General features: G+C 61.3%; 19 protein-coding genes. 2 read left to right on the plus strand and 17 right to left on the minus strand.

The annotated features are described in order from the left end of the window. From AC2FNS_RS17085 to rpsL, 4 genes are all read right to left on the minus strand, one after another. Positions 1-252 (minus strand): GTP-binding protein (locus AC2FNS_RS17085; RefSeq protein WP_496787068.1); only part of this gene is annotated, 252 nt, incomplete at its 3' end. Between the two features lie 62 nt (positions 253-314). Beyond that, positions 315-2,432 carry an elongation factor G gene (gene fusA / locus AC2FNS_RS17090; RefSeq protein ID WP_496682826.1) on the minus strand — a complete coding sequence of 706 codons (2,118 nt, stop codon included), beginning with the start codon at positions 2,430-2,432 and terminating at the stop codon, positions 315-317. Positions 2,433-2,450: 18 nt separating this feature from the next. After that, the gene (gene rpsG / locus AC2FNS_RS17095) at positions 2,451-2,921 is read right to left on the minus strand and encodes a 30S ribosomal protein S7 (protein ID WP_005980678.1); all 471 of its coding nucleotides are present in this window, start codon (positions 2,919-2,921) and stop codon (positions 2,451-2,453) included. A 15-nt stretch (positions 2,922-2,936) separates the two neighbouring features. Continuing rightward, positions 2,937-3,308: a 30S ribosomal protein S12 gene (gene rpsL / locus AC2FNS_RS17100; protein WP_005980675.1), complete on the minus strand. Its 372-nt coding sequence runs from the start codon at positions 3,306-3,308 to the stop codon at positions 2,937-2,939. Between the two features lie 348 nt (positions 3,309-3,656). Here rpsL and AC2FNS_RS17105 point away from each other — a divergent pair, with 348 nt between their 5' ends. Then, on the plus strand, positions 3,657-4,463 hold the full coding sequence (locus tag AC2FNS_RS17105) for a glycosyltransferase (RefSeq protein ID WP_496710681.1): 807 nt from the start codon (positions 3,657-3,659) through the stop codon (positions 4,461-4,463). Here AC2FNS_RS17105 and AC2FNS_RS17110 read toward each other — a convergent pair. The 6 genes from AC2FNS_RS17110 to rplJ all read right to left on the minus strand — a co-directional run bounded on the left by AC2FNS_RS17110 (position 4,448) and on the right by rplJ (position 16,972). Beyond that, positions 4,448-5,317: a DMT family transporter gene (locus AC2FNS_RS17110; protein ID WP_496710682.1), complete on the minus strand. Its 870-nt coding sequence runs from the start codon at positions 5,315-5,317 to the stop codon at positions 4,448-4,450. The genes AC2FNS_RS17105 and AC2FNS_RS17110 overlap by 16 nt on opposite strands. Positions 5,318-5,451: 134 nt before the next feature. Then, positions 5,452-9,699, minus strand: a complete 4,248-nt coding sequence (gene rpoC / locus AC2FNS_RS17115) for a DNA-directed RNA polymerase subunit beta' (protein ID WP_496710683.1) — start codon at positions 9,697-9,699, stop codon at positions 5,452-5,454. Beyond that, complete coding sequence (locus tag AC2FNS_RS17120) at positions 9,699-11,348, minus strand: hypothetical protein (protein ID WP_496710684.1); 1,650 nt, start codon at positions 11,346-11,348, stop codon at positions 9,699-9,701. The genes rpoC and AC2FNS_RS17120 overlap by 1 nt, the downstream gene beginning before the upstream one ends. Positions 11,349-11,605: 257 nt before the next feature. Then, positions 11,606-15,745, minus strand: coding sequence for a DNA-directed RNA polymerase subunit beta (gene rpoB, locus AC2FNS_RS17125; protein ID WP_496710685.1), 4,140 nt, complete (start codon positions 15,743-15,745; stop codon positions 11,606-11,608). 251 nt (positions 15,746-15,996) lie between these two features. After that, positions 15,997-16,374 (minus strand): 50S ribosomal protein L7/L12, encoded by a 378-nt coding sequence (gene rplL / locus AC2FNS_RS17130; RefSeq protein WP_005980660.1) that lies wholly within the window; start codon positions 16,372-16,374, stop codon positions 15,997-15,999. A gap of 79 nt (positions 16,375-16,453) precedes the next feature. Continuing rightward, positions 16,454-16,972 carry a 50S ribosomal protein L10 gene (rplJ, locus tag AC2FNS_RS17135; RefSeq protein ID WP_496682842.1) on the minus strand — a complete coding sequence of 173 codons (519 nt, stop codon included), beginning with the start codon at positions 16,970-16,972 and terminating at the stop codon, positions 16,454-16,456. A gap of 330 nt (positions 16,973-17,302) precedes the next feature. Here rplJ and AC2FNS_RS17140 point away from each other — a divergent pair, with 330 nt between their 5' ends. After that, on the plus strand, positions 17,303-18,574 hold the full coding sequence (locus tag AC2FNS_RS17140) for a DUF2254 domain-containing protein (protein WP_496710686.1): 1,272 nt from the start codon (positions 17,303-17,305) through the stop codon (positions 18,572-18,574). Between the two features lie 75 nt (positions 18,575-18,649). On the opposite strand, the gene rplA is transcribed toward AC2FNS_RS17140, so the two are convergent. The 7 genes from rplA to AC2FNS_RS17175 all read right to left on the minus strand — a co-directional run. Further along, positions 18,650-19,348, minus strand: coding sequence for a 50S ribosomal protein L1 (gene rplA / locus AC2FNS_RS17145; protein ID WP_490360595.1), 699 nt, complete (start codon positions 19,346-19,348; stop codon positions 18,650-18,652). 1 nt (position 19,349) lies between these two features. Beyond that, positions 19,350-19,799 (minus strand): 50S ribosomal protein L11, encoded by a 450-nt coding sequence (rplK, locus tag AC2FNS_RS17150; protein WP_490360594.1) that lies wholly within the window; start codon positions 19,797-19,799, stop codon positions 19,350-19,352. 222 nt (positions 19,800-20,021) lie between these two features. Continuing rightward, a complete protein-coding gene (locus AC2FNS_RS17155) occupies positions 20,022-21,131 on the minus strand; it encodes a sugar-transfer associated ATP-grasp domain-containing protein (protein WP_496797465.1) in 1,110 nt (369 codons plus the stop codon). A gap of 160 nt (positions 21,132-21,291) precedes the next feature. Next, positions 21,292-21,825 carry a transcription termination/antitermination protein NusG gene (nusG, locus tag AC2FNS_RS17160; protein ID WP_496689162.1) on the minus strand — a complete coding sequence of 178 codons (534 nt, stop codon included), beginning with the start codon at positions 21,823-21,825 and terminating at the stop codon, positions 21,292-21,294. Between the two features lie 241 nt (positions 21,826-22,066). Further along, positions 22,067-22,264, minus strand: coding sequence for a preprotein translocase subunit SecE (gene secE, locus AC2FNS_RS17165; protein ID WP_138842374.1), 198 nt, complete (start codon positions 22,262-22,264; stop codon positions 22,067-22,069). Between the two features lie 79 nt (positions 22,265-22,343). Continuing rightward, positions 22,344-22,502: a cbb3-type cytochrome oxidase assembly protein CcoS gene (gene ccoS / locus AC2FNS_RS17170; protein ID WP_496682852.1), complete on the minus strand. Its 159-nt coding sequence runs from the start codon at positions 22,500-22,502 to the stop codon at positions 22,344-22,346. Between the two features lie 5 nt (positions 22,503-22,507). Next, the coding region (locus AC2FNS_RS17175; RefSeq protein ID WP_496803921.1) for a heavy metal translocating P-type ATPase at positions 22,508-23,803 on the minus strand (1,296 nt) is incomplete at its 5' end.

The following is a 23,803-nucleotide window of genomic DNA, read 5'->3' on the forward strand; positions in this document are numbered from 1 at the left end:
GACGTAGTCGGCGTGGCCGGGGCAGTCGACGTGCGCATAGTGGCGGTTGTCGGTCTCGTATTCCACGTGGGCGGTCGAGATGGTGATGCCGCGCGCCTTCTCTTCCGGCGCACCGTCAATCTGGTCATACGCCTTGAAGTCGCCGAAATACTTGGTGATCGCTGCGGTCAGCGTCGTCTTGCCGTGGTCAACGTGGCCGATCGTGCCGATGTTGACGTGCGGTTTTGTACGCTCAAACTTTTCCTTTGCCATGATGGCCTCCTTTTTCGGTAATGACGGGAGCCCGGAGACCGGGCCCCCTCAAACTTTGTCGCTTAGGCGTATTTCGCCTGGATCTCTTCCGCGATGTTCTGCGGAACCGGATCGTAGTGGTCGAACTGCATGGTAAACTGGGCACGGCCCGACGACATCGAACGCAGGGTGTTGATGTAGCCGAACATGTTCGCCAGCGGCACGAAGGCCTGGATGGCGATCGCGTTGCCGCGCGGCTCCTGTCCAGACACCTGGCCCCGACGCGAAGTCAGGTCGCCGATGATACCGCCGGTATACTCTTCCGGGGTGATCACTTCGACCTTCATGATCGGTTCCAGCAGTTTCGCGCCGGCCTTTTTCAGACCTTCGCGCATGCACATCCGCGCCGCGATTTCGAACGCCAGAACGCTCGAGTCGACGTCGTGGAATTTACCGTCCAGCAGAGCAACCTTGAAGTCGATCACAGGGAAGCCGGCCAGCGGGCCGCTGTCCATGACGGACTGGATGCCTTTTTCGACACCCGGGATGTATTCCTTGGGAACGGCGCCACCCACGATGCGGCTTTCGAACGAATACCCTTCGCCCGGTTCGGTCGGAGTGATCTCGAGCTTGACCTCGGCGAACTGACCCGAACCACCCGACTGTTTCTTGTGGGTGTAGGTGTGTTCAATCGGCATCGAGATGGTCTCACGATAGGCCACCTGCGGCGCACCGATGTTGGCTTCGACCTTGAACTCGCGCTTCAGACGATCAACCAGGATGTCCAGGTGAAGTTCGCCCATGCCCTTCATGATGGTCTGACCCGATTCCAGGTCGGTTTCCACGCGGAAGGACGGGTCTTCGGCGGCCAGACGGGCCAGACCCTGCGACATCTTCTCCTGGTCGCCCTTGGTTTTGGGCTCGACCGCGATCTCGATCACCGGATCGGGGAAGGTCATGGTTTCCAGAACCACCGGATCCTTCGCGTCGCACAGGGTGTCACCGGTGGTGGTGTCCTTCAGACCCGCCAGCGCGATGATGTCGCCTGCAAACGCTTCTTCGATCTCTTCCCGGTTGTTCGAGTGCATCATCATCATACGACCGATGCGCTCTTTCTTGCCCTTGGTCGAGTTCAGGATCGAGTCGCCCTTGTTCAGCACGCCCGAGTAGATCCGGGTGAAGGTCAGCGAACCGACGAACGGGTCGTTCATGATCTTGAACGCTAGGCCAGCGAAGGGCTGGTTGTCATCGGCACGACGGGCGATGTTGCGCTCTTCGGTCTCGTCGCCAGGCTTGAAGCCCATATAGTCGACAACGTCCAGCGGGCTGGGCAAATAGTCGATCACGGCGTTGAGCAGCGGCTGAACACCTTTGTTCTTGAACGCCGAACCACCCAGAACCGGAACGAAGTCCAGCGCCAGAGTGCCCTTGCGCAGCAGTTTGCGCAGGGTCGGGATGTCGGGCTCGTTGCCTTCCAGGTATTCCATCATGGCGTCGTCGTCTTGCTCGACGGCGGCTTCGATCATCTTGCCGCGCCACTCTTCGGCTATGTCCTTCAGGCTGTCGCGGATCGGAGCCTTGACCCAGCTTGCACCCAAGTCTTCGCCCTGCCACAGCCATTCTTCCATGGTGACCAGGTCGATCAGGCCTTCCAGCTCGTTCTCGGCGCCAATCGGAATACCGACCGGAACGGCGCGCGCGCCGGTGCGGTCTTCGATCATGCGCACGCAGTTGAAGAAGTCGGCGCCGATCTTGTCCATCTTGTTGACGAACACGATGCGCGGAACCTTGTAGCGGTCAGCCTGACGCCACACGGTTTCGGTCTGGGGTTCAACACCGGCGTTTGCGTCCAGAACGCACACGGCACCGTCAAGAACGGCTAGCGAGCGCTCCACTTCGATGGTGAAGTCAACGTGGCCGGGGGTGTCGATGATGTTCAGGCGGTGCTTGGGGGTATCGGCGGTCTTACCGTCCTCGGTGCGCTCCCAGAATGTGGTGGTCGCAGCCGAGGTGATGGTGATGCCGCGTTCCTGCTCCTGCTCCATCCAGTCCATGGTGGCTGCACCATCGTGCACCTCACCGATGTTATGGGATTTGCCGGTATAATACAGGATACGCTCCGAGCAAGTTGTCTTGCCTGCGTCGATGTGCGCCATGATACCGAAGTTACGGTATAGTTCGAGCGGATATTCGCGTGCCATTTGGATAAGCCTCTAGGGTTACCAGCGGTAGTGGCTGAAGGCTTTGTTCGCCTCGGCCATCTTGTGGGTGTCTTCGCGCTTCTTAACGGCAGTACCGCGGGACTGTACGGCGTCCAGCAATTCACCGGCGAGGCGTTCTTCCATGGTGTTTTCGTTGCGGTTGCGCGCGGCGGCGATCAGCCAGCGGATAGCCAGCGCTTCGCGGCGCTCGGGGCGCACTTCGACCGGAACCTGATAGGTTGCACCACCAACCCGGCGCGAGCGGACCTCGACCGACGGTTTGATGTTGTCGAGCGCTTCGTGAAACACTTCGACGGGTGCGCGCTTGATCTTGCTTTCGATGCGGTCGAAGGCGTTGTAGACGATGCGCTCGGCGACCGACTTCTTGCCGTCGATCATCAGGTTGTTCATGAATTTCGTCAGAACCTTGTCGCCAAATTTGGCGTCAGGCAGGACTTCGCGTTTTTCGGCGGCGTGACGACGGGACATCTCGGCCTCTCCTTCTTACTTGGGACGCTTCGCGCCGTATTTCGAACGACGCTGCTTACGGTCTTTGACGCCCTGGGTATCCAGAACACCGCGCAGGATGTGGTAACGGACACCCGGAAGGTCTTTCACACGGCCGCCACGGATCAGGACCACCGAGTGCTCCTGCAGGTTGTGGCTTTCACCGGGGATGTACGATATGACCTCGTATCCGTTGGTCAGGCGCACCTTGGCGACCTTCCGCATGGCCGAGTTCGGCTTCTTCGGCGTGGTAGTGTACACGCGGGTGCAGACGCCGCGCTTCTGCGGGCACTGCTCCAGGTGCATGGACTTCGAGCGTTTCACTTTGGGCTGCCGCGGCTTGCGGATCAGCTGCTGAATAGTTGGCATTCCGGTTTCTTCCCCGTTTTGCAACACACATGACATGCACGCGCATTGCGTGCGGTTAACTTCGCTGCGCCAATGCGTCCACAAGCGCAAAACCCGCGAGCGTTCCCATTCCGAGGTGAACGTCGCGGTTGGTTATCAGAGGGCGCGAACGACAAAATTGTCCGGGCCTTGACCAGTCCGTTTCTGATTTCGGTTTCGGGGCGGCCCCCATACCGAGATGACGGGCGTATAGGGGGAGTCGGCCCAAGTGTCAACAGCCACGGCCGCACTGGCCGGAAATGGCCCCTGTTGCAGCCTGCGGCGGGCCGATGCATAGTCCGGCGTGGCGATACCCAAGCGGACGAGATCATGCAAGTCATTGGCCTGTGCCGGTTCTCCTACCCTGCGATCGGCGGGTTCCAGACTGAACATGACACGATCGAGGCACGGCGCCGCCACCTGTACCGCCCCGACCGCCTGGCCGAGCGCTTCCGCCTGCTCGAAACCTGCGCCCTGCCGGGCCTGAAGGCCCAGACCGACCCCGATTTCGAATTGATCATCGTGACCGGCACCTGCCTGCCGTCACCGGCCAAGGCCCGCCTGCGCGACCTGACGGCCGGAATGTCGCAGGTCAGGATCATCGAGCGCGAGCCCGGACGGCATCGCGCGGTGATGAAGCAGATCCTCAACGACGCCCGCCGTCATCCTGACCGGCCCTGCCTGCAGTTCCGGCAGGATGACGATGACGCCGTCGCGGTCGACTTCATCGAAAGCTTGCGGCAGGCGGCGGTTGAGGCGACCGAGCTCGCGGCCCGCAACCTGTCCGTGGCGATTGATTTCGACCAGGGGTATCTGGCCCGGTTCGGTCCCTTCGGCGTGCAGGCCAAGCCGGTCCGGCGCAAACTGCTGGGCGTGGGTCTGGGTATGCTTGTCCAAGGCGGCTGCCCCTTGACCATCATGAATTTCGCCCATCAGCGCATGGGACGGTTCATGCCGGTGGTCACGGTGCCCGATCGGCCGATGTGGGTCCGAACGTTCAACGGCTTCAACGACTCGCAAAAGGCGCGAACCAACCGAAGCGCCCTGCCCCCCCTTGACGATGCAGAGCGGGACCTGTTCCGCACCCGGTTCGCAATCGACGCTGACGCCGTCCGCCGCGGCTACTCCGAGGCTTGAAGCCGCCGCTCGCGGAACAGGGTGAACAGCCCCGCCCCTACGACCAGCACCGCGCCCAGCATCGTCAGCCGGTCTGGCCAGTCGCCGAACACGGCCCAGCCCAGCACCAGCGCCCAGATCAGGCTGGTATAGCGGAACGGCGCGACGAACCCGACCTCGCCCACCCTCATGACCATCACGCTGAACAGATACCCCAGCAAAACGAAAATGGCAGCCGAGCCGATCAGAAGACCCGTCGGCGCGGCGACGGGCACCCATCCCTGGAACACCGAGGCCACGGCCGCCGCCAGGGTGATCGTCAGCGATGTCGCCAGCGTCACCACCATCGACGGGACCTCAGACGACATCCGCCGCGTGATCAAGTCGCGCGCAGTCACGCACATGACAGCTACCAGCGCATAAAGTGCATACAGGCTGAACCCGTCCGGCCCTGGCCGCACGATCAGCAGCATTCCGGCAAACCCCATGGCGATGGCCAGAATTCGCCGCCATCCGATCGGTTCGGCAAAGAACAGTGCCGCGCCCAGGGTCACCGTCAGCGGCAGCGCCTGCAGAACCGCCGTCACATTGGCCAGCGGCATGTGCATCAGCGCGGTCAGAAAGAAGAACGTGGCCAACAGCTCGGACAGCGAGCGCACCGCCACCAGAACCCTGTCATGGCCGGAAAACCGCAGGTGCAACGCGCCCAGACGCCGCGCCAGTAGAAACACCAGGGTAGTGGCCAGCAGCCCGCGCATCGCAACGAGTTGAAACAGCGGCAGATCCTGTCCAGCCGCTTTGACCAGCGTATCGTTCACGGTGAAGGCGGCCATGCTGCCCATCATCAGCAGCGCGCCCTTGACGTTCGGAGTCATCGAAATGGCCCATTGGGAAATCACCGGCCCATTGGCCCGCGCCACCGGCCCGTTGTCAATATGCCGGGAGCACTCGGAAAAACGAAAAAGGCCCCGCAGATGCGGGGCCTGTTTCGTTCCACGGAAATCGGAGTTTACTCGCGGCTTTCCGGGGTTTCGATCAGCGCGTCCAGATCGTCGCCCATCACGTCGTCGTCGATCACCGGAGCCGCCAAGGCGGCTGCGGCCTCGGCCTCTTCGCGACGGGCCTCGATGACCACGTTGTCACGCTGCTGTGCGATCTGGCGCACGGCCTGCGTCGCGCCACCGGTACCCGCCGGGATCAGGCGGCCGACGATGACGTTTTCCTTCAGGCCGACCAGCTTGTCCTTCTTGCCCTGAACCGAGGCTTCGGTCAGCACGCGGGTGGTTTCCTGGAACGATGCCGCCGAGATGAACGAACGTGTCTGCAGCGACGCCTTGGTGATCCCCAGCAGGATCGGCTCGCCCTGGGCCGGACGACCACCGCGGGCGATGGTCTTTTCGTTGGCCGCGTCGAACTCCTGCTTGTCGACATGCTCGCCCTTCAGCAGGGTGGTATCGCCCGAGTCGAGGATCTCCCACTTCTGCAGCATCTGGCGCACGATGACCTCGATGTGCTTGTCGTTGATCTTCACGCCCTGCAGACGATAGACCTCCTGCACCTCGTTGATCATGTAGTCGGCCAGAGCCTCGACGCCCAGAATCGACAGGATGTCGTGAGGAGCCGGGTTGCCGTCCATGATGTAGTCACCCTTCTGCACGAAGTCGCCTTCCTGCACCGGGATGTGCTTGCCCTTGGGCACCATGTATTCGACGGGCTCCAGCGACTCGTCCGCCGGTTCAATCGAGATGCGGCGCTTGTTCTTGTAGTCGCGGCCAAAGCGCACGTAACCATCGATTTCGGCGATGATCGCGTGATCCTTGGGGCGACGGGCCTCGAACAGTTCGGCCACACGCGGCAGACCACCGGTGATGTCCTTGGTCTTGGCGCCTTCGCGCGGGATACGCGCAACGACGTCGCCGGCCTCGATCTTCTGGCCGTCCTCGACCGACAGGATCGCATCCACGGACATCGGGTAGTGAACCGGGTTGCCCGCATCGTTGCGGACCGGCTCGCCGTTTTCGTCCACCAGGATGATTTCCGGCTTCAGGTCGCTGCCTTTCGGCGCCGCACGCCAGTCGATCACGATCTTCTGAGTCATGCCGGTTGCATCGTCGGTCTCATCCCGCACAGCGATGCCCGAGACCAGGTCGACATATTTCGCGGTACCGGCCTTCTCGGCGATGATCGGCAGGGTGTAGGGGTCCCACTCGAACAACTTGTCGCCGCGCTTGACCTTGTCGCCATCCTTGACGAACAGCTTGGAGCCGTAGCCCAGCTTGAAGCTGGCGCGCTCTTCTCCGTGCTCGTCCTTGATCACCAGCTTCATGTTCCGGCCCATGACCAGGCTTTCGCCCGCGGCATTGACCAGGATCTGCGGGTTTTCAAAGGCGACGACGCCGTCCTGGTTGGCTTCCTGGAACGACTGCTGGCCGCCCTGTGCAACACCACCGATGTGGAAGGTCCGCATCGTCAGCTGCGTGCCGGGTTCACCGATCGACTGGGCGGCGATGATGCCGACCGCTTCGCCGGTGTTGACCATGGTGCCGCGTGCCAGGTCACGGCCATAGCACATGGCGCAGACGCCCTCTTCGCTTTCGCAGGTCAGCGGCGAGCGGATGCGGGCCGACTGGACACCGGCTTCGTGGATCGCGTCGGCCATGCGTTCGTCGATCAGCTGGCCGGCAGCGACCAGAATCTCGTCCGAACCCGGGCGCAGGATGTCCTCGGCCGCGACACGGCCCAGGATGCGCTCGGCCAGCGAGGCGACCACTTCTCCGTCATTGACGGCGGCCTCGGCGGTGATGGCGCGGTCGGTGCCGCAATCATGCTCGCGCACGATGCAGTCCTGCGCCACGTCCACCAGGCGGCGGGTCAGGTAACCCGAGTTCGCCGTCTTCAGAGCGGTATCCGACAGACCCTTGCGGGCGCCGTGGGTCGAGTTGAAGTACTCAAGAACGGTCAGACCTTCCTTGAAGTTCGAGATGATCGGCGTTTCGATGATGTCACCGTTCGGCTTGGCCATCAGGCCGCGCATGCCGCCCAGCTGCTTCATCTGCGTGACCGAGCCACGGGCACCGGAGTGCGCCATCATGTAGACCGAGTTCGGCTCCTTGTCGGCGCCGCTCTCGTCCTTCTGGACGGCCGAGATGGTGTTCATCATCGCCTCGGTGACGCGGTCGTTGCACTTCGACCAGGCATCCACGACCTTGTTGTACTTTTCGCCCTGGGTGATCAGGCCGTCCATGTACTGCTGTTCAAAGTCCTTCACCTGCTCGCGGGTCTCGTCCACGATGGCCCATTTGTCGGACGGGATTACCATGTCGTCCTTGCCGAACGAGATGCCCGCCTTGAACGCCTCGCGGAAGCCCATCGACATGATCTGGTCACAGAAGATCACCGACTCTTTCTGACCGCAGTAGCGGTAGACGGTGTCGATGACCTGCTGCACCTCTTTCTTGCGCAGAAGACGGTTGACCAGATCGAACGGCGCCTTGTTGTTCTTGGGCAGCAGAGCCCCCAGGCGCACGCGGCCCGGCGTGGTCTCATAGCGCTTCTGAACTTCGTTGCCCTCTTCGTCGATCTGGGTGATCCGCGCGATGATCTTCGAGTGCAGGTGCACCTCGCCCGCGTCCAACGCGTGCTGGACCTCTTCGATCGAGCCGAACACCTTGCCTTCGCCCGGCATGCCTTCGCGTTCCAGGGTCAGATAGTACAGACCCAGAATCATATCCTGCGACGGAACGATGATCGGCGCGCCGTTTGCAGGCGACAAAACGTTGTTCGTCGACATCATCAGAACGCGCGCTTCCAACTGTGCCTCAAGGCTCAGCGGAACGTGAACAGCCATCTGGTCCCCGTCGAAGTCGGCGTTGAAGGCCGAACAAACCAGCGGGTGCAGCTGGATCGCCTTTCCTTCGATCAGAACCGGCTCGAACGCCTGAATGCCCAGGCGGTGTAGCGTCGGCGCCCGGTTCAGCATTACCGGGTGCTCGCGGATCACCTCGTCGAGGATGTCCCACACTTCGGGGCGCTCTTTCTCGACCAGCTTCTTCGCCTGCTTCACGGTCGAAGACAGACCCTTGGCTTCTAGCCGCGAGTAGATGAACGGCTTGAACAGCTCCAGCGCCATCTTCTTGGGCAGACCACACTGGTGCAGCTTGAGCTCGGGGCCAGTCACGATGACCGAACGGCCCGAGAAGTCGACGCGTTTCCCCAGAAGGTTCTGTCGGAAGCGACCCTGCTTGCCCTTCAGCATGTCCGACAGCGATTTCAACGGACGCTTGTTGGCGCCGGTGATCACGCGGCCACGACGGCCGTTGTCGAACAGGGCGTCAACCGATTCCTGCAGCATCCGCTTTTCGTTGCGGACGATAATGTCAGGCGCGCGCAGTTCGATCAGACGCTTCAGACGGTTGTTCCGGTTGATGACGCGACGATACAGATCGTTCAGATCCGAGGTCGCGAAACGGCCACCATCCAGCGGCACCAGCGGGCGCAGTTCCGGCGGGATGACCGGGATCACGGTCATCACCATCCATTCCGGGCGGTTGCCAGATTCCAGGAAGGACTCGACGACCTTCAGGCGCTTGATGATCTTCTTGGGCTTCAGCTCACCGGTGGCTTCGGCCAGATCCGCGCGCAGCTGCTCGGCCTCGGCCTCGAGGTCGATGTTCTGCAGCATCTCGCGGATGGCTTCGGCGCCGATATTGGCCTTGAACGCGTCCATGCCATAGGCATCCTGCGCGTCCATGTACTCTTCCTCGGTCAGCATCTGGCCATAGGTCAGGTCGGTCAGACCGGGCTCGATGACGACATAGTTTTCGAAATACAGAACGCGTTCCAGATCGCGCAGGGTCATGTCCAGCATCAGACCGATGCGGGAGGGCAGCGATTTCAGGAACCAGATATGTGCGACGGGCGCGGCCAGTTCGATGTGGCCCATACGCTCGCGGCGGACCTTCTGCAGGGTGACTTCCACACCGCATTTCTCGCAAACGACGCCGCGATACTTCATCCGCTTGTACTTGCCGCACAGACATTCGTAATCTTTGATCGGGCCAAAGATACGCGCGCAGAACAGGCCGTCACGCTCGGGCTTGAACGTGCGATAGTTGATGGTTTCCGGCTTCTTGATCTCGCCATAAGACCAAGACAGGATCCGTTCCGGCGACGCCAGCGAGACCTTGATTTCATCAAAGACCTTGGGCGGGGTCAGCGGGTTGAAGGGATTGTTTCCTTGGGTCAGTTCCTGATTCATCACAGGTCTCCAGCAGGTTTGGCCGTCTCAGTCACTTTGGTGTCCTTTGCCGGTTTGCGCGCCAGGCGCGCCTTGATCGCTTCGGACAGTGTTTTCAAGCCGTATTTCAATCGGGCAATTATCTGGTTGTCGACCCCGCAATACTGTTTGCGGAGTTTCGACATGATCGCGGTTGGCGGAAAATCGGTGTCGGCGGGCGCCAGGTCGTTCAGCTTTCCGCCGACCATGAACCCATCGCACACCGTGGGCCATCCATTGACTTGGATATAGTGTACATGCGGGTTTCCGGGCAATTCGAACTCGAACCGCCAAGGGTCGTGGATGCCGGCTTCCAGCTTCTGCTCGGCCATCCATATCAGGTGATCGATGTCCCAAAGCGCAGCCACTAGCGAATTCGGCGCCTCCCAGTCCCGCCGCATTGGAACCAGTTCCATGTCCGGACCGAAGAAGGTCGGCCCAGCCGTCCGGTCATAGGTCCAGGTAAAATCACCATGCCACGGGAAAAGCACATATTTCAGGCCATGCGTCCGCGCCTTTGCCACGGCCGCCTCGATCATTGGGGTGTTCACCGGTCCAAGCGGGCACAGGTCTTCGAGCACCAGAAACACGAACCGGGTATCCGGTCTATCCTGTTTGATCCTGCGCGCGGCATCGCCCAGGATTTCAACAAAACTGCGACCGGGAAACCGCAGGGTGTTGGGCACGTCCAGATCCCCGTCCGTCGCAACGAAACAGTCCGGATGACCCGGCCACATCCGATCGACCGTGTGCAGCACGGCGGGGATGTAATGTTCGTTCTTCGAGTAGGTCGATACCAGAAGGACCGTGTCACGAAACACGTCCGACGGTCCCGCACTGGGTTCACGCGCTGCGATCTCTTTCCAGCGGCGCCGCCGCTCGGACCCACGCTTGAACCATCCGGCAATTTTGCCCAGATCATATTTGCGGCGGGCCGCCTTGGCGCTATCGACACCGCAATATTCGACCCGCAGCTGCGACAGCAACGGTGACGCCGGAAACTCCTTGCGCGACACCGCCTTGGGATTGATCTGGCCGTCGGACAGAAACCCGCCACCGACCACGGGCCACGCCTCCATCTGCATGTAGTGCAGGACTTCGTTCGTTTGAGAAGGCTGCTCGAACAGACGCAGACTGTTGTACCCTTCCGCGGCTTTGTGGCCGGCGACTGACGCAAGATGATCAAGGCTCCACAACGCCGGGGCCAGAGAATTCACGGCTTCCCAGTTTGAGCGGATCGGGGTCAGTTCCAGGCCAGCGTCCCGGATCACCGGACCACTTTCCGGGTCAAGCGCTTTGCTGAAATCGCCCGGCCATTGGAACAGGACATATTTCAGGTCATGCGCACGAACGCTCTCCATGGCGGCGGCGACCATCGCATTGTCCACCGGCGCGAGCGGACAGAACACGTCCTGCAGCAGAAACACATGCCGTAGATTCGGACGATCGCGGCGCAGTTGCTGTACGGCCTCATCCAGAATGCCCGTGACGGTCGCACCGCCGGTGCGAATGACAGGATCGGCGTCATAGGCACCATTGGTCACAACGATGCATTCCGGATGTCCAGGCCAGAACTGCTGCAATGTCCGCAGGATCGCAGGCACGAAACGCTCGTTCTCTGCATTTGTCACCAAAAGCAGAGCCACGTCACGAAACATGCCTTCAGACCCCGCAGCAGGGACCGAAACCGCTGCGCTGGACACACGATCCGCCATTACGCCTCCACCCCACCCGAAACGGGCAGGCGCAGAAAGACGCGACTGGCGCCAGGCGCCACCAGCAGACCTCTGAGCGTGACCTGGTTCATGCAAGAACCCTCGTGATTGCGTTTACCGGGATGGGCAAAGCCCATCCCGGTGCTTTTGAAAGGCGCGGTGGGCAAAAGGGTTTACCCTTCGTCCTCAACCGCGTCCAACAACTCCATGTTCAGGCCGAGACCACGGACTTCTTTCACCAGAACGTTGAACGATTCCGGTACGCCCGCCTCGAAGTTGTCCTCGCCCTTGACGATCGACTCATAGACCTTGGTCCGGCCGGCGACGTCATCCGACTTCACGGTGAGCATCTCCTGCAGGGTGTAGGCGGCGCCATAGGCTTCCAGGGCCCAGACCTCCATCTCACCAAAGCGCTGACCACCGAACTGCGCCTTGCCGCCCAGCGGCTGCTGGGTCACCAGGCTGTAGGGCCCGGTCGAACGTGCGTGAATCTTGTCGTCCACCAGGTGGTGCAGTTTCAGCAGGTACTTGACGCCCACAGTCACTGGACGCGCGAACTGCTCGCCGGTGCGGCCGTCGAACAGGATCGACTGACCGCTGGTGTCAAAACCGGCGCGAACCAGCGCGTCGTTGACGTCGGCCTCTTTCGCACCGTCGAAGACCGGGGTTGCGATCGGTACGCCGCGGGTGACGTTGCTGGCCGCTTCGACCAGTTCGTCCTCGTCCATGTTCGAGATACCCTCGGCATAGACGTCCTCGCCATAGGCGTGCTTCATCGCATCGCGCACCGGCGTCAGGTCGCCCGAGCGGCGGTATTCCTGCAGCGCCTCGTCGATCTTCAGACCCAGACCGCGCGCGGCCCAACCCATGTGGGTTTCAAGGATCTGACCGACGTTCATTCGCGACGGCACACCCAACGGGTTCAGACAGAAGTCGACCGGGGTACCATCGGCAAGGAACGGCATATCCTCCATCGGCACGACTTTCGAGATCACACCCTTGTTCCCGTGACGGCCGGCCATCTTGTCGCCCGGCTGCAGCTTGCGCTTCACGGCAATGAAGACCTTGACCATCTTCATCACGCCCGGCGGCAGGTCGTCGCCACGGCGGACCTTCTCGACCTTGTCCTCGAAGCGGGCATCCAGGGCGCGTTTCTGCACCTCGTACTGCTCGTTCAGGGCCTCGACGACCTGCGCGTCCTTCTCGTCTTCCAGCGCCAGCTGCCACCACTGACCGCGGGTCAGCGACTCGAGCAGCTGTTCGGTGATTTCCGAGCCTGCCTTGACGCCTTTCGGCCCCTTGACGGCGGTCTTGCCCAGCAGCATCGACTTAAGACGCGCATAGATGTTGCGGTCGAGGATCGCCAGCTCGTCATCCCGGTCACGGGCCAGACGTTCGACTTCCTCGCGCTCGATCTGCAGCGCACGCTCGTCTTTCTCGACGCCGTGACGGTTGAAGACGCGGACTTCGACGACCGTACCGTAATCGCCCGGCTTCACGCGCAGCGAGGTGTCGCGCACGTCGGATGCCTTTTCGCCGAAGATGGCGCGCAGCAGCTTTTCTTCCGGGGTCATCGGGCTTTCGCCCTTCGGAGTGATCTTGCCGACCAGAATGTCGCCCGGCTCGACGTCGGCACCGATGTAGACGATGCCCGCCTCATCGAGGTTGCGCAGCGCTTCTTCACCGACGTTCGGGATGTCGCGGGTGATCTCTTCCGGGCCAAGCTTGGTGTCGCGGGCGGCGACTTCGAATTCCTCGATATGGACCGAGGTGAATACGTCGTCGCGCGCGATGCGTTCGGAAATCAGGATCGAGTCTTCGTAGTTGTAGCCATTCCACGGCATGAACGCGACGATCACGTTCTTGCCGAGCGCCAGTTCACCCATGTCGGTCGACGGACCGTCGGCGATGACCTCGCCCTTCTTGACTTCCTGGCCCACCTTCACCAGCGGACGCTGGTTGATGCAGGTGTTCTGGTTCGACCGCTGGAACTTGCGCAGACGATAGATGTCAACGCCCGCATCGCCCAGCTCCAGATCTTCGGTGGCGCGGATCACGATACGCTGGGCATCGACCTGGTCGATGATGCCCGCGCGCTTCGCCTGGATCGCAGCGCCCGAGTCGATGGCAACCTTGCCCTCGATCCCCGTACCGACCAGCGGCGCCTCGGCGCGCAGCAGCGGAACCGCCTGACGTTGCATGTTCGAGCCCATGAGAGCGCGGTTCGCGTCGTCGTTTTCCAGGAACGGAATCAACGAAGCCGCAACCGACACCAGCTGTTTCGGCGACACGTCGATCAGGTCCACGTTCTCGCGCGGGGCAAGCGTGTAGTCGCCGGCCTGACGGGTCGAGACCAGATCGTTGATGAACTTGCCGTTCTCGTCCAGCGTCGCGTTGGCCTGCGCCACGGTGTGACGCATTTCCTCGGTCGCGGACATGTAGTGGACCTCGTCGGTCACCTGCCCGTCTTTGACGACGCGATAGGGCGTTTCGATGAAGCCGTACTTGTTCACGCGGGCGAAGGTGGCCAGAGAGTTGATCAGACCGATGTTTGGACCTTCCGGCGTTTCAATCGGGCACATCCGGCCATAGTGCGTCGGGTGCACGTCGCGCACCTCAAAGCCCGCACGCTCGCGGGTCAGGCCGCCCGGCCCAAGCGCCGACAGGCGGCGTTTGTGGGTGACTTCCGACAGCGGGTTGGTCTGGTCCATGAACTGCGACAGCTGCGAGCTGCCGAAGAATTCACGCACAGCAGCCGCGGCCGGTTTCGCGTTGATCAGGTCCTGCGGCATGACGGTGTCGATCTCGACCGACGACATGCGCTCCTTGATGGCGCGCTCCATGCGCAGCAGGCCGACGCGGTACTGGTTTTCCATCAGTTCGCCGACCGAGCGGACGCGGCGATTACCCAGGTGGTCGATGTCGTCGATGTCGCCCTTGCCGTCGCGCAGCTCCACCAGCGCCTTGATGCAGGCCACGATATCTTCGCGGTCCAGCGTGCGCTGGGTGTCGGGCTTGTCCAGCGCCAGGCGCATGTTCATCTTGACGCGGCCCACGGCGGACAGGTCATACCGCTCGCTGTCGAAGAACAGCGTGTCGAACAGGGCCGAGGCAGCCTCGACGGTCGGCGGCTCGCCCGGGCGCATGACGCGGTAGATGTCCATGAGCGCGGTTTCCCGGTTCATGTTCTTGTCCTGCGCCATGGTGTTGCGGATGTAGGGGCCGACGTTGACGTTGTCGATGTCGAGAACCGGAATGTCGGTGATGCCCGCGTCGATCAGCTCCTTCACGGTGCCGCCGATCAGCTCGCCATCCTTGTCGTATTCCAGCGTCAGCTCGTCACCGGCCTCGACATAGATCGCGCCGGTTTCTTCATTGATGATGTCCTTGGCGACGAACTTGCCCACGATGTGATCGAAGGGCACCAGCAGGTGGGTAACCTTGCCCTCGTCGATCAACTGCTTGACCGCGCGCGGAGTGACCTTCTTGCCCGCCTCGGCAATGACTTCGCCGGTCTTGGCGTCGACCAAGTCATAGGTCGGGCGGGTGCCGCGTACGCGCTCGGGGAAAAACGGGGTGACCCAGCCCTTTTTCTTGTCCAGCTTGTAGGACACGGTGTTGTAGTAGGCATCCATGATGCCTTCCTGGTCCAAGCCCAGCGCATAGAGCAGCGTGGTCACCGGCAATTTGCGGCGACGGTCGATGCGGGCATAGACGATGTCCTTGGCGTCGAACTCGAAGTCCAGCCAGCTGCCGCGATACGGGATGATGCGGCAGGCGAACAGCAGCTTGCCCGAAGAATGGGTCTTGCCCTTGTCGTGGTCGAAGAACACGCCCGGGCTGCGGTGCATCTGGGACACGATCACGCGCTCGGTGCCGTTCACGATGAAGGTACCGTTCGGCGTCATCAGGGGCATGTCGCCCATGAACACGTCCTGCTCCTTGATGTCCTTGACCGATTTGGCCCCGGTATCTTCATCGACATCGAACACGATCAGACGCAGGGTGACCTTCAGCGGCGCGCTGTAGGTCATGTCGCGCTGCATACATTCCTCGACGTCGTATTTCGGCTTTTCCAACTCGTATTTCACAAACTCCAGCACGGAAGTTTCGTTGAAATCCTTGATCGGGAAAACCGACTGGAACACGCCTTGAATGCCTTCGCCGTCGGTCGGCTGGTCGGCATCGCCAGAGCGCAGGAACAGATCATAAGAAGATTTCTGGACCTCGATGAGGTTCGGCATTTCCAGAACTTCGCGGATTTTGCCGTAGTATTTCCGAAGACGTTTCTGGCCAAGGAACGATTGAGCCATGTCAGATGTCACCTTTCGATATTCTCAGCGGAGAAAGGCACCGCCGGGCTCCGGCACCTTTTCCATACGAGACAACACGTCCGGATCAATTCATGGCCACCGTCCCGAGTGGCAGCCTCCCGATCCGCGAACCGCGTCTTAGAAAACACCCCGCCGCATGGGGCCCTTTCTAAGACAGGTTCGGCTGAGCCCGGATTTCTCCGGACCCAGCCAGAATTTGCGGTGCTTCAGCGATGCACCAGCAGACCGACTTAGGCCAGCTCGACCTCGGCGCCAGCTGCTTCCAGCTTGCCCTTGATCTCTTCGGCTTCGTCTTTCGACACAGCTTCTTTGATCTTGCCGCCGGCTTCGACCAGTTCCTTGGCTTCTTTCAGGCCCAGGCCGGTGATGCCGCGAACTTCTTTGATGACGTTGATTTTCGAAGCGCCGGCGTTCTTCAGAACGACGTCGAATTCGGTCTTCTCTTCCTCGGCTGCGCCACCGGCGGCATCGCCACCAGCTGCGACCATGACGGCGCCGCCAGCTGCGGGCTCGATGCCGTACTCGTCCTTGAGGATGGTTTTCAGTTCTTGTGCTTCCAGCAGGGTCAGACCAACGATCTCTTCTGCCAGTTTCTTCAGATCAGCCATTGTATCAGCTCTTTCCGTTTACAGTGTGTGTTCCAACGTCAGGGCATGCGCCCCACGCAGATCATTCAGTGCCAACCGCTTACGCAGCTTCCGCCTTCTCTTCGATGGTGGAAAGGATGCTTGCGATGTTGCTTGCAGGTGCGCCAATCGCGCCGGCGATGTTCGAAGCAGGTGCGCCAATGCAGCCCACGATCGAAGCAATGAGCTCCTCACGCGACGGCATTTTCGAGACGGCTTCGACGCCTTTGCGATCAAGAGCGTTCTCGCCCATTGCACCGCCAAGGATTTCGAACTTCTTGTTCTCCTTGGCGAAGTCCTCGGCCACCTTGGCTGCTGCCACGGGGTCCTCGGAATAGGTCAGAACGGTCATACCCGTCAGCAGGTCGGCCATGCTTGCACACGGCTTACCCTCGAGGGCGATTTTGGCGAGCCTGTTCTTGGCAACACGCACGGAACCGCCCGCTTCGCGTGCACGCGCGCGCAGGTCCTGCATCTCGGCAACTGTCAGACCGGCGTAGTGAGCAACCACCACGACGCCAGAGCTTTCGAAGATCTGGCCGAGTTCCTCGACCACTTTCTCTTTCTGGGCTCTATCCACAGTTCTCTCCAAGTTAGGGACGAAATTTCATCCCGGCTCAATTTTGCCGTAGCTTGCGCCACGGCGTTCAGGTCCGTGATACGGGGTGGAGCCAAAATATCGCCCGAGGGCGGGACCCTCGATCTTTTGGTCTTACCCGTCTCAGGCAGGAAATTAAGGGACCGGATGGACCCACCCACCGTCTTGGACGAAACGAAATAAAGCGCACGACGAATCGCACGCTTTATTCCGTAGCTCTCTTTAGGGCAGATGGCCGGGGTTTCCAAGGCCTAAATTGGCCCATTCCTCAAGCCGGTAGACAATAGCCGAAAACCCGAACAGGATCGACGGATGATCGATCTGAAATCCATTTCAAAGCCGCAGTTCCTGTTCCGGCAGATTTCCCGTCAATTATGGGTTCGCACCAGCCTGATCGCCGCGTTGGCCGTGGTCAGCGCGGGAGTTGGCACCTACCTGGGCGGCTTTGTCCCGGATTTTCTTGCACAACGGCTGAGCGCCGAGGCGGTGGCAAAGATTCTTGCCATTCTCGCATCGTCGATGCTGGCCGTTACGACATTCTCACTTTCGATCATGGTCGCGGCGCAACGTTGGGCCTCGAACCAGTCGTCACCGCGCGCGCAGCAGGTGATCGAAGAAGACAGTGTTTCGCAGAACGTGCTGGCGACCTTTCTCGGCGCTTTCATCTTCGCCCTAGTGTCGTTGATCCTGGTTGAAACCGGGGTCTACACCCAGCAATCCATTGCTGTAGCGCTGGCGTTCACGCTTGTGGTCATCTTCCTCGTGACGCTGGCCCTGCTGCTATGGATCGACCAGTTGCCCAGCTACGGCAGTATTTCCGAAACAGCACGGAAGATCGAACAGAACGCAACGGACACGATCACCCGATCCATCGAACTCCCTTGCCTTGGCGCCTTGCCCTACCAAGCCTCCGATGACATTCCGCCGGCCAGTCACGAGGTTAGGGCAAGTGCCACCGGGAACGTGCGGCACGTGGATGTGGGAATGCTGAATTCCTGCGCCGAGGAAAACGACAGCGAGATATGGATCATTGCGCTGCCGGGGCAGTTCGTCATCGAAGGCGAACCGTTGGCCAAGACCACCAAGGAAATTGACAGCAAGACCATTCAGGAAGCCTTTGTGATCGGAACCGAGCGCAGTTTTGACCAGGATCCGCGCTTTGGCATTCAAACCCTGTCGGAAATCGCCCAACGCGCGCTGTCGCCCGGGATCAATGATCCGATGACGGCGATCCAGATGATCGAGAGACTGCTGCGGGTTCTTCTGCCGCTTGGCGCACGGCGTCTTCACACCGACGAGCCGCGTTTCCCGAGAATCCACGCACCTGCAATCCCAACGGATCTGTATCTCCGCGACGCCTATGCGGCCATTTCTAGAGATGCAGGCGACAAGGTCGAGGTGCACGAAGCTCTTCTGAACGCATTGACGCGGCTGGCAAAATCGCAAGATGCCGCCATGGTGAAGGCGGCCCAAGAGGCCGCCGACCAAGCGCAGTCCATTGCAGAACGCGACCTCAGGCTCGAGGCTGACAAGGCGCGCGTGCGCGAGGTGTCCCATCAGGTTTTCGGCGGTCATGCCGGCTGAAGCACCCTCGGAGAAATGAAAAACCCCGGGCAGCAGGGCCACCCGGGGTTCGAAATCCCGTAGGAACGTGTCGGCTTATTCAGCCGCAGCCTCTGCGACGTCCACGGTCACCCCGGGGCCCATTGTCGAGCTCAGCGCGATCTTCTTCATGTAGGTGCCTTTGGCGCCCGACGGCTTGGCCTTGGCCACGGCCGAAATGAAGGCGCGGACGTTCTCGGCCAGCTTGGCTTCGTCGAACGAGGCTTTGCCGACGCCGGCATGCACGACGCCGCCTTTTTCCGCCTTGAACTGAACTTCACCGCCCTTGGCTGCTTCCACGGCCGCTTTCACGTCCATGGTCACGGTGCCGACCTTGGGGTTCGGCATCAGGTTGCGGGGGCCCAGGATCTTACCCAGACGACCGACGATCGGCATCATGTCCGGGGTCGCGATGCAACGGTCAAAGTCGATGTTGCCAGCCTGGATGCTTTCCATCAGGTCCTCGGCGCCGACGATGTCAGCACCGGCCTCTTTCGCCTCGTCGGCCTTGGGGCCACGGGCGAAAACGGCAACGCGCATGTCCTTGCCGGTGCCGTTCGGCAGACCGACGACGCCGCGCACCATCTGGTCGGCGTGGCGGGTGTCGACACCCAGGTTCATGGCGATTTCGATGGTTTCGTCGAACTTCGCGGTCGCGTTGGCCTTGACCAGTTTGACAGCTTCCTCGACCGACAGGTTTTCCTTGCCGGCGACGGCTTCGCGCGCTGCGCGGGTACGTTTACCGAGTTTTGCCATCTTATTTCACCTCGATGCCCATGGAACGGGCCGAGCCCAGGATGATCTTCATTGCGCCTTCGATGTCGGTCGCGTTCAGATCCTTCATTTTGGCTTCGGCGATTTCGCGCACCTGCTTGGTGGTCACGGTTGCCACGGTCTCACGACCGGGGTTCTCCGCACCTTTCGGGCGGTTGCGCTTGCCGACCGGCTTCAGACCGGCCGCCTTCTTCAGGTAGTAAGACGCGGGCGGCGTCTTGATGTCCATGGTGAAGGACTTGTCCTGATAGTAGGTGATCACGGTCGGGCACGGAGCGCCGGGCTCCATGTCTGCGGTCTTGGCGTTGAACGCCTTGCAGAATTCCATGATGTTGATGCCGCGCTGACCCAGCGCCGGACCAACTGGCGGCGACGGGTTCGCCTGACCTGCAGGAACCTGCAGCTTCATCGTACCAGCAAGCTTCTTGGCCATTTGGTTTTCCTTTCAACGTAGGTGAAACGCGTTCCACCCGGTTTGTGTTGCGTGGTCCGATCCGGAATCGCGATCCCTGCGATCTCCCACGAGAGAATCTCGCCCGAAGACGATAGAGGCGGCGTTTACAGCGGAACGGAGGGGTTGGCAAGGGGCTGCCGATAGGAGCTTAACACGGGCCCGCCTGCCCCGCATGCGCCTCGGCACTTCGGCGACGAAGCGTTAGAGTTTCACGTTGTGTTTGCTGAAGAACGCCCGCATCCGGCTGTCGAGAAAGCCTCTGCCCGTCGCAATCTGCATGAGTTCGAACGCACAGCCGTTGTTGACCTCGACCGCAACCGGCCCATCGTCCGTCAGTGCGATATCAGTCGACCCGAAGTGGTTCGCCGCATGCAGAAACGCGATCTTCCGATTCAATTCCCTCAAATCGTCCCAGAACGGCAGCGTTTCACCGACAAGTTTGCGCTCCGAGTCCGGCAGCGCATCCAACGCGACACGGCGGCCATTTTCCACGGCCGCCAGGCCCTTCACTTCTCCGGTCTCCGGGTCAAGGTTGCACAACAGGTTGCCCGGACGCCAGAAATTGTCGGCGATATTGCCTGCCATGGGCAGCTTGAGCATCGCAAACGGCACGGAAAGCTGATTGTCGTCGATGAGGTTCAGGCAACGCACGGTTGCGATCGCATCGGTGATGCCATCGAAGAACCTGTGCGGCTTGAGACAGTCCTGAAAGATGTAAGGGATCTCTCCAAGGACCGAGTCGGCGAACGCGTCGAATGTCTGTGGGTCATGGCCATCCGCGATGACATGCGTGTCGGTATGCGCCGATATTCGCATGGCGCCGGCGCTCCACATGCCACCGATGGGCTTCGCAAAGACAGGGGCCGGCCCCCGGGCCGACAAGAAGGACTTCAGGTCTGCGGCGCTCGTCAGCTTCGGCGTATTGCCGAAATGGCGGGCGCTGCGGTCAAAAACGGCCAGTATCTTCGGGGTCGGCACGCCGTTATGTTCGAGAAAACAGGCGGACAGCCATTTGTCTTCGGTTAACGCCCACCACTGTGCGTCATTGCAGGCATTGACGAGCGGCCAGTGAATGTGGGCGGAAACGAATTCCTCGCGCTCGACATCCGACCAACGCGCGCGATCATAGAGTTCATACAGGAAATACTCATAGAACTTCAACTTGCCGCTTTTTCTGCGCAGCTTGAGAAAATCAAAAGCAAGCGAAAACGGGCTTATGCCAGTCGCACGCGCGACTTCTACAAGTTGACTGGAAACATTGACCGTCTCCTTGCCTTTGATGGCCTCTACATCCTGCGCAAAAGCTGTCATTTTTCAGCCGTTCCTCGATTGTTGCCCTGCTGGAAAAAATCCAAGAAAAATGTGTCGATACTTGGGCGCAGACAAGCCCCGCCCCGACTCGTTGCACACGAAATGAAAAACGCCGCGATGCGTGTGACATCGCGGCGCGCATAAAATGATGGAAGAGCCTTCAGCCCTGCTTGGTCACCTGGGTAAAGTCCAGCTCGACCGGGGTTTCGCGACCGAAGATCGAGACCGAAACCTTCAGCTTCTGGTTCTCTTCGTCCACGCCTTCGACCATGCCGTCGAAATCCTCGAACGGGCCGTCGTTGACCTTGACCTTCTCGCCCACCTCGAAGCTGATGAGGGTGCGCGGCGCTTCTTCGCCTTCCTGCACGCGGTTGAGGATCTGGTTCACCTCGGCGTCGCGCATCGGCATCGGGCGGCCCTGCGGGCCCAGAAAACCCGTGACCCGGTTGATCGAGTTGATCAGGTGATAGCCCTTGTCCGACATTTCCATGTGGACCAGAACGTAACCGGGCATGAAGCGGCGCTCGGTCGTGACCTTCTTGCCGCGGCGCACCTCGATCACCTCTTCGGTGGGAACCAGAACCTCGTCGATCTCGTCCTCAAGGCCCTGTTCGGCCACAGCCGTGCGGATCTGCTCTGCGATCTTCTTTTCGAAATTCGAAAGAACGCTGACCGAGTACCACCGTTTCGCCATGAACCTGCCGTCCTTGTTTGCCTTTGGCGCGCCGCGTCAAAGGGCGCACCGGAATTGAAATTCTGTCGCGGCCCCGCCGCGTGATCCGGAATAAAAAGCGGCGCGCAGCCCGAATCGCCGCACGCCCATCCCGTAAGGTACCGCGTCACCTAAACCGACATCGCACGCTGTGCAAGAGGGCAGTGCGCCAAGAGGGCGTTATGACGGGATCTCCTGCGCGGCCCCACCCGCGTGGCCAGACCTAGTTGAACGCACCCAGGATCAGTTGCAGCCCGCCGCGGATGCCCAGATCGACCAGCGCGAAGAACACCGCGGTCAGCGCCGCCATGATGAACACCATGACCGTGGTCAGCAGCACCTCGCGCCGGGTCGGCCAGACGACCTTCGAGACTTCGGCACGGACTTGCTGAATGAACTGGATGGGGTTTGTGGTGGCCATGAGGCTTGATCTCTCTACTAGCGAATGGGCCGGACATAGCCGGGCATTGCGGCAATTTCAAGGGCCGGCGACGGGACCGTCACGGCTTGGGGTGATCATCCCACTGGTTGCTCAGGATGCGGCGGGCGTCGCCCTCGGGGTCATCATACTGGTTGGTGCGCACGGTATAGATGAAGGCCACAAGGCCAACGCCGCCCAGAAACAGGGAAATCGGAATCAGATAAGCCAGCACTTCCATTCAGGTCACCTCAGGCGCAGGGCGTTCAGGGATACGGTAATCGACGAGGTCGACATCGCCAAGGCCGCGATCAGGGGCGTTGCCAGGCCGGCCACCGCCAGCGGCACGGCGATCACGTTGTAGATGGTCGCGATCCGGAAGTTTTCGCGAATCCGCTTCGTTGCCTTTTCAGCAGTCCGACAGGCATCGGCGATCGGCGACAGATCGGTGCCCAGCAGCACGATATCCGAGGCCACACGCGCCGCGTCCAGTGCCGAGGCTGGCGAGATCGACACATGCGCCGCCGCCAGCGCCGCCGTGTCATTCAGCCCGTCACCCACCATCAGAACGCGATGGCCCTGATCGGTCAGCTTCTGGATGTGGGCCGCCTTGTCCTGCGGCAGGGCCCGGGCGATCCAGCTCTCGATACCCAGCTTCTCGGCCAAAGCCTGCACGGCACTCGACGTATCACCCGAGATCAGGATGACATTCTTGCCGCCGTCGCGCAGGGCGCGCACTGCCTCGGCCGCTCCGGGGCGCAGGCTGTCGACAAACCGGAAGGCAACGGGCGCGCGGCCCCCCACCGCCAGCCACGCCGTGGTTTCGGCGCTGTCCGGAGCGCCCACCCATTCCGCCCGACCCAGACGCACCAGCTGTCCGGCATGCTGGCCCTCGGTACCAAAACCCGGAACCTCGGCGATCTCGGAGATATCTGCCGGGGTGATCCCCGCATCCCGCGCCGCGCGCGCCAAGGCAACCGACAAGGGGTGCGCCGACGCCTCGGCCAGCGCCAACGCAATGGCCAGATCGTTCCGGGCGATTTCAGGCAGGTTCACCAGATCCGGCGTACCTGCGGTCAGAGTGCCGGTTTTGTCGAACACGACCGTGTCGACCTCGGCCAGACGTTCCAGCGCCGTGGCGTGCTTGATCAGCATCCCCTTGCGGAACAGGCGCCCTGATGCCGCCGTCGTCACCGCCGGAACCGCCAGCCCCAGCGCACAGGGACAGGTGATGATCAGCACTGCGGCGGCGATGTTCAGCGCCGTACGGATATCGCCGGAATAGAGGTACCAGCCCACGAAGCTGAGCGCCGACAGAATATGCACGCCGGGCGCGTAAAGCTTGGCCGCCTTGTCAGCCAGCGAGGTATAGCGCGACCGCCCGGATTCGGCGATGGCCACCAGATCGGCCATCCGGTGCAGCGAGGTGTCCTCGCCCACCGCCGTGGCGCGGATGGTCAACGGGCCGGTCAGGTTCACCTCGCCGGCGCTGACCTGCGTGCCGGGTTGCGCGAATACCGGCAGCGTCTCGCCGGTCAGCAA

This window comes from Ruegeria sp. BHSA191 (assembly GCF_059613325.1).

What these genes read in the sequence shown, in the direction of transcription:
- rpsL (WP_005980675.1), bottom strand. Translation starts at nt 3,308, where the DNA reads ATGCCAACTATTCAGCAGCTGATCCGCAAGCCGCGGCAGCCCAAAGTG.
- rpoB (WP_496710685.1), bottom strand. Translation starts at nt 15,745, where the DNA reads ATGGCTCAATCGTTCCTTGGCCAGAAACGTCTTCGGAAATACTACGGC.
- rplK (WP_490360594.1), bottom strand. Translation starts at nt 19,799, where the DNA reads ATGGCCAAGAAGCTTGCTGGTACGATGAAGCTGCAGGTTCCTGCAGGT.
- AC2FNS_RS17155 (WP_496797465.1), bottom strand. Translation starts at nt 21,131, where the DNA reads ATGACAGCTTTTGCGCAGGATGTAGAGGCCATCAAAGGCAAGGAGACG.
- AC2FNS_RS17140 (WP_496710686.1), top strand. Translation starts at nt 17,303, where the DNA reads ATGATCGATCTGAAATCCATTTCAAAGCCGCAGTTCCTGTTCCGGCAG.
- rplA (WP_490360595.1), bottom strand. Translation starts at nt 19,348, where the DNA reads ATGGCAAAACTCGGTAAACGTACCCGCGCAGCGCGCGAAGCCGTCGCC.
- rpsG (WP_005980678.1), bottom strand. Translation starts at nt 2,921, where the DNA reads ATGTCCCGTCGTCACGCCGCCGAAAAACGCGAAGTCCTGCCTGACGCC.
- fusA (WP_496682826.1), bottom strand. Translation starts at nt 2,432, where the DNA reads ATGGCACGCGAATATCCGCTCGAACTATACCGTAACTTCGGTATCATG.
- ccoS (WP_496682852.1), bottom strand. Translation starts at nt 22,502, where the DNA reads ATGGAAGTGCTGGCTTATCTGATTCCGATTTCCCTGTTTCTGGGCGGC.
- AC2FNS_RS17105 (WP_496710681.1), top strand. Translation starts at nt 3,657, where the DNA reads ATGCAAGTCATTGGCCTGTGCCGGTTCTCCTACCCTGCGATCGGCGGG.
- secE (WP_138842374.1), bottom strand. Translation starts at nt 22,264, where the DNA reads ATGGCCACCACAAACCCCATCCAGTTCATTCAGCAAGTCCGTGCCGAA.
- nusG (WP_496689162.1), bottom strand. Translation starts at nt 21,825, where the DNA reads ATGGCGAAACGGTGGTACTCGGTCAGCGTTCTTTCGAATTTCGAAAAG.
- rpoC (WP_496710683.1), bottom strand. Translation starts at nt 9,699, where the DNA reads ATGAATCAGGAACTGACCCAAGGAAACAATCCCTTCAACCCGCTGACC.
- AC2FNS_RS17110 (WP_496710682.1), bottom strand. Translation starts at nt 5,317, where the DNA reads ATGACTCCGAACGTCAAGGGCGCGCTGCTGATGATGGGCAGCATGGCC.
- rplL (WP_005980660.1), bottom strand. Translation starts at nt 16,374, where the DNA reads ATGGCTGATCTGAAGAAACTGGCAGAAGAGATCGTTGGTCTGACCCTG.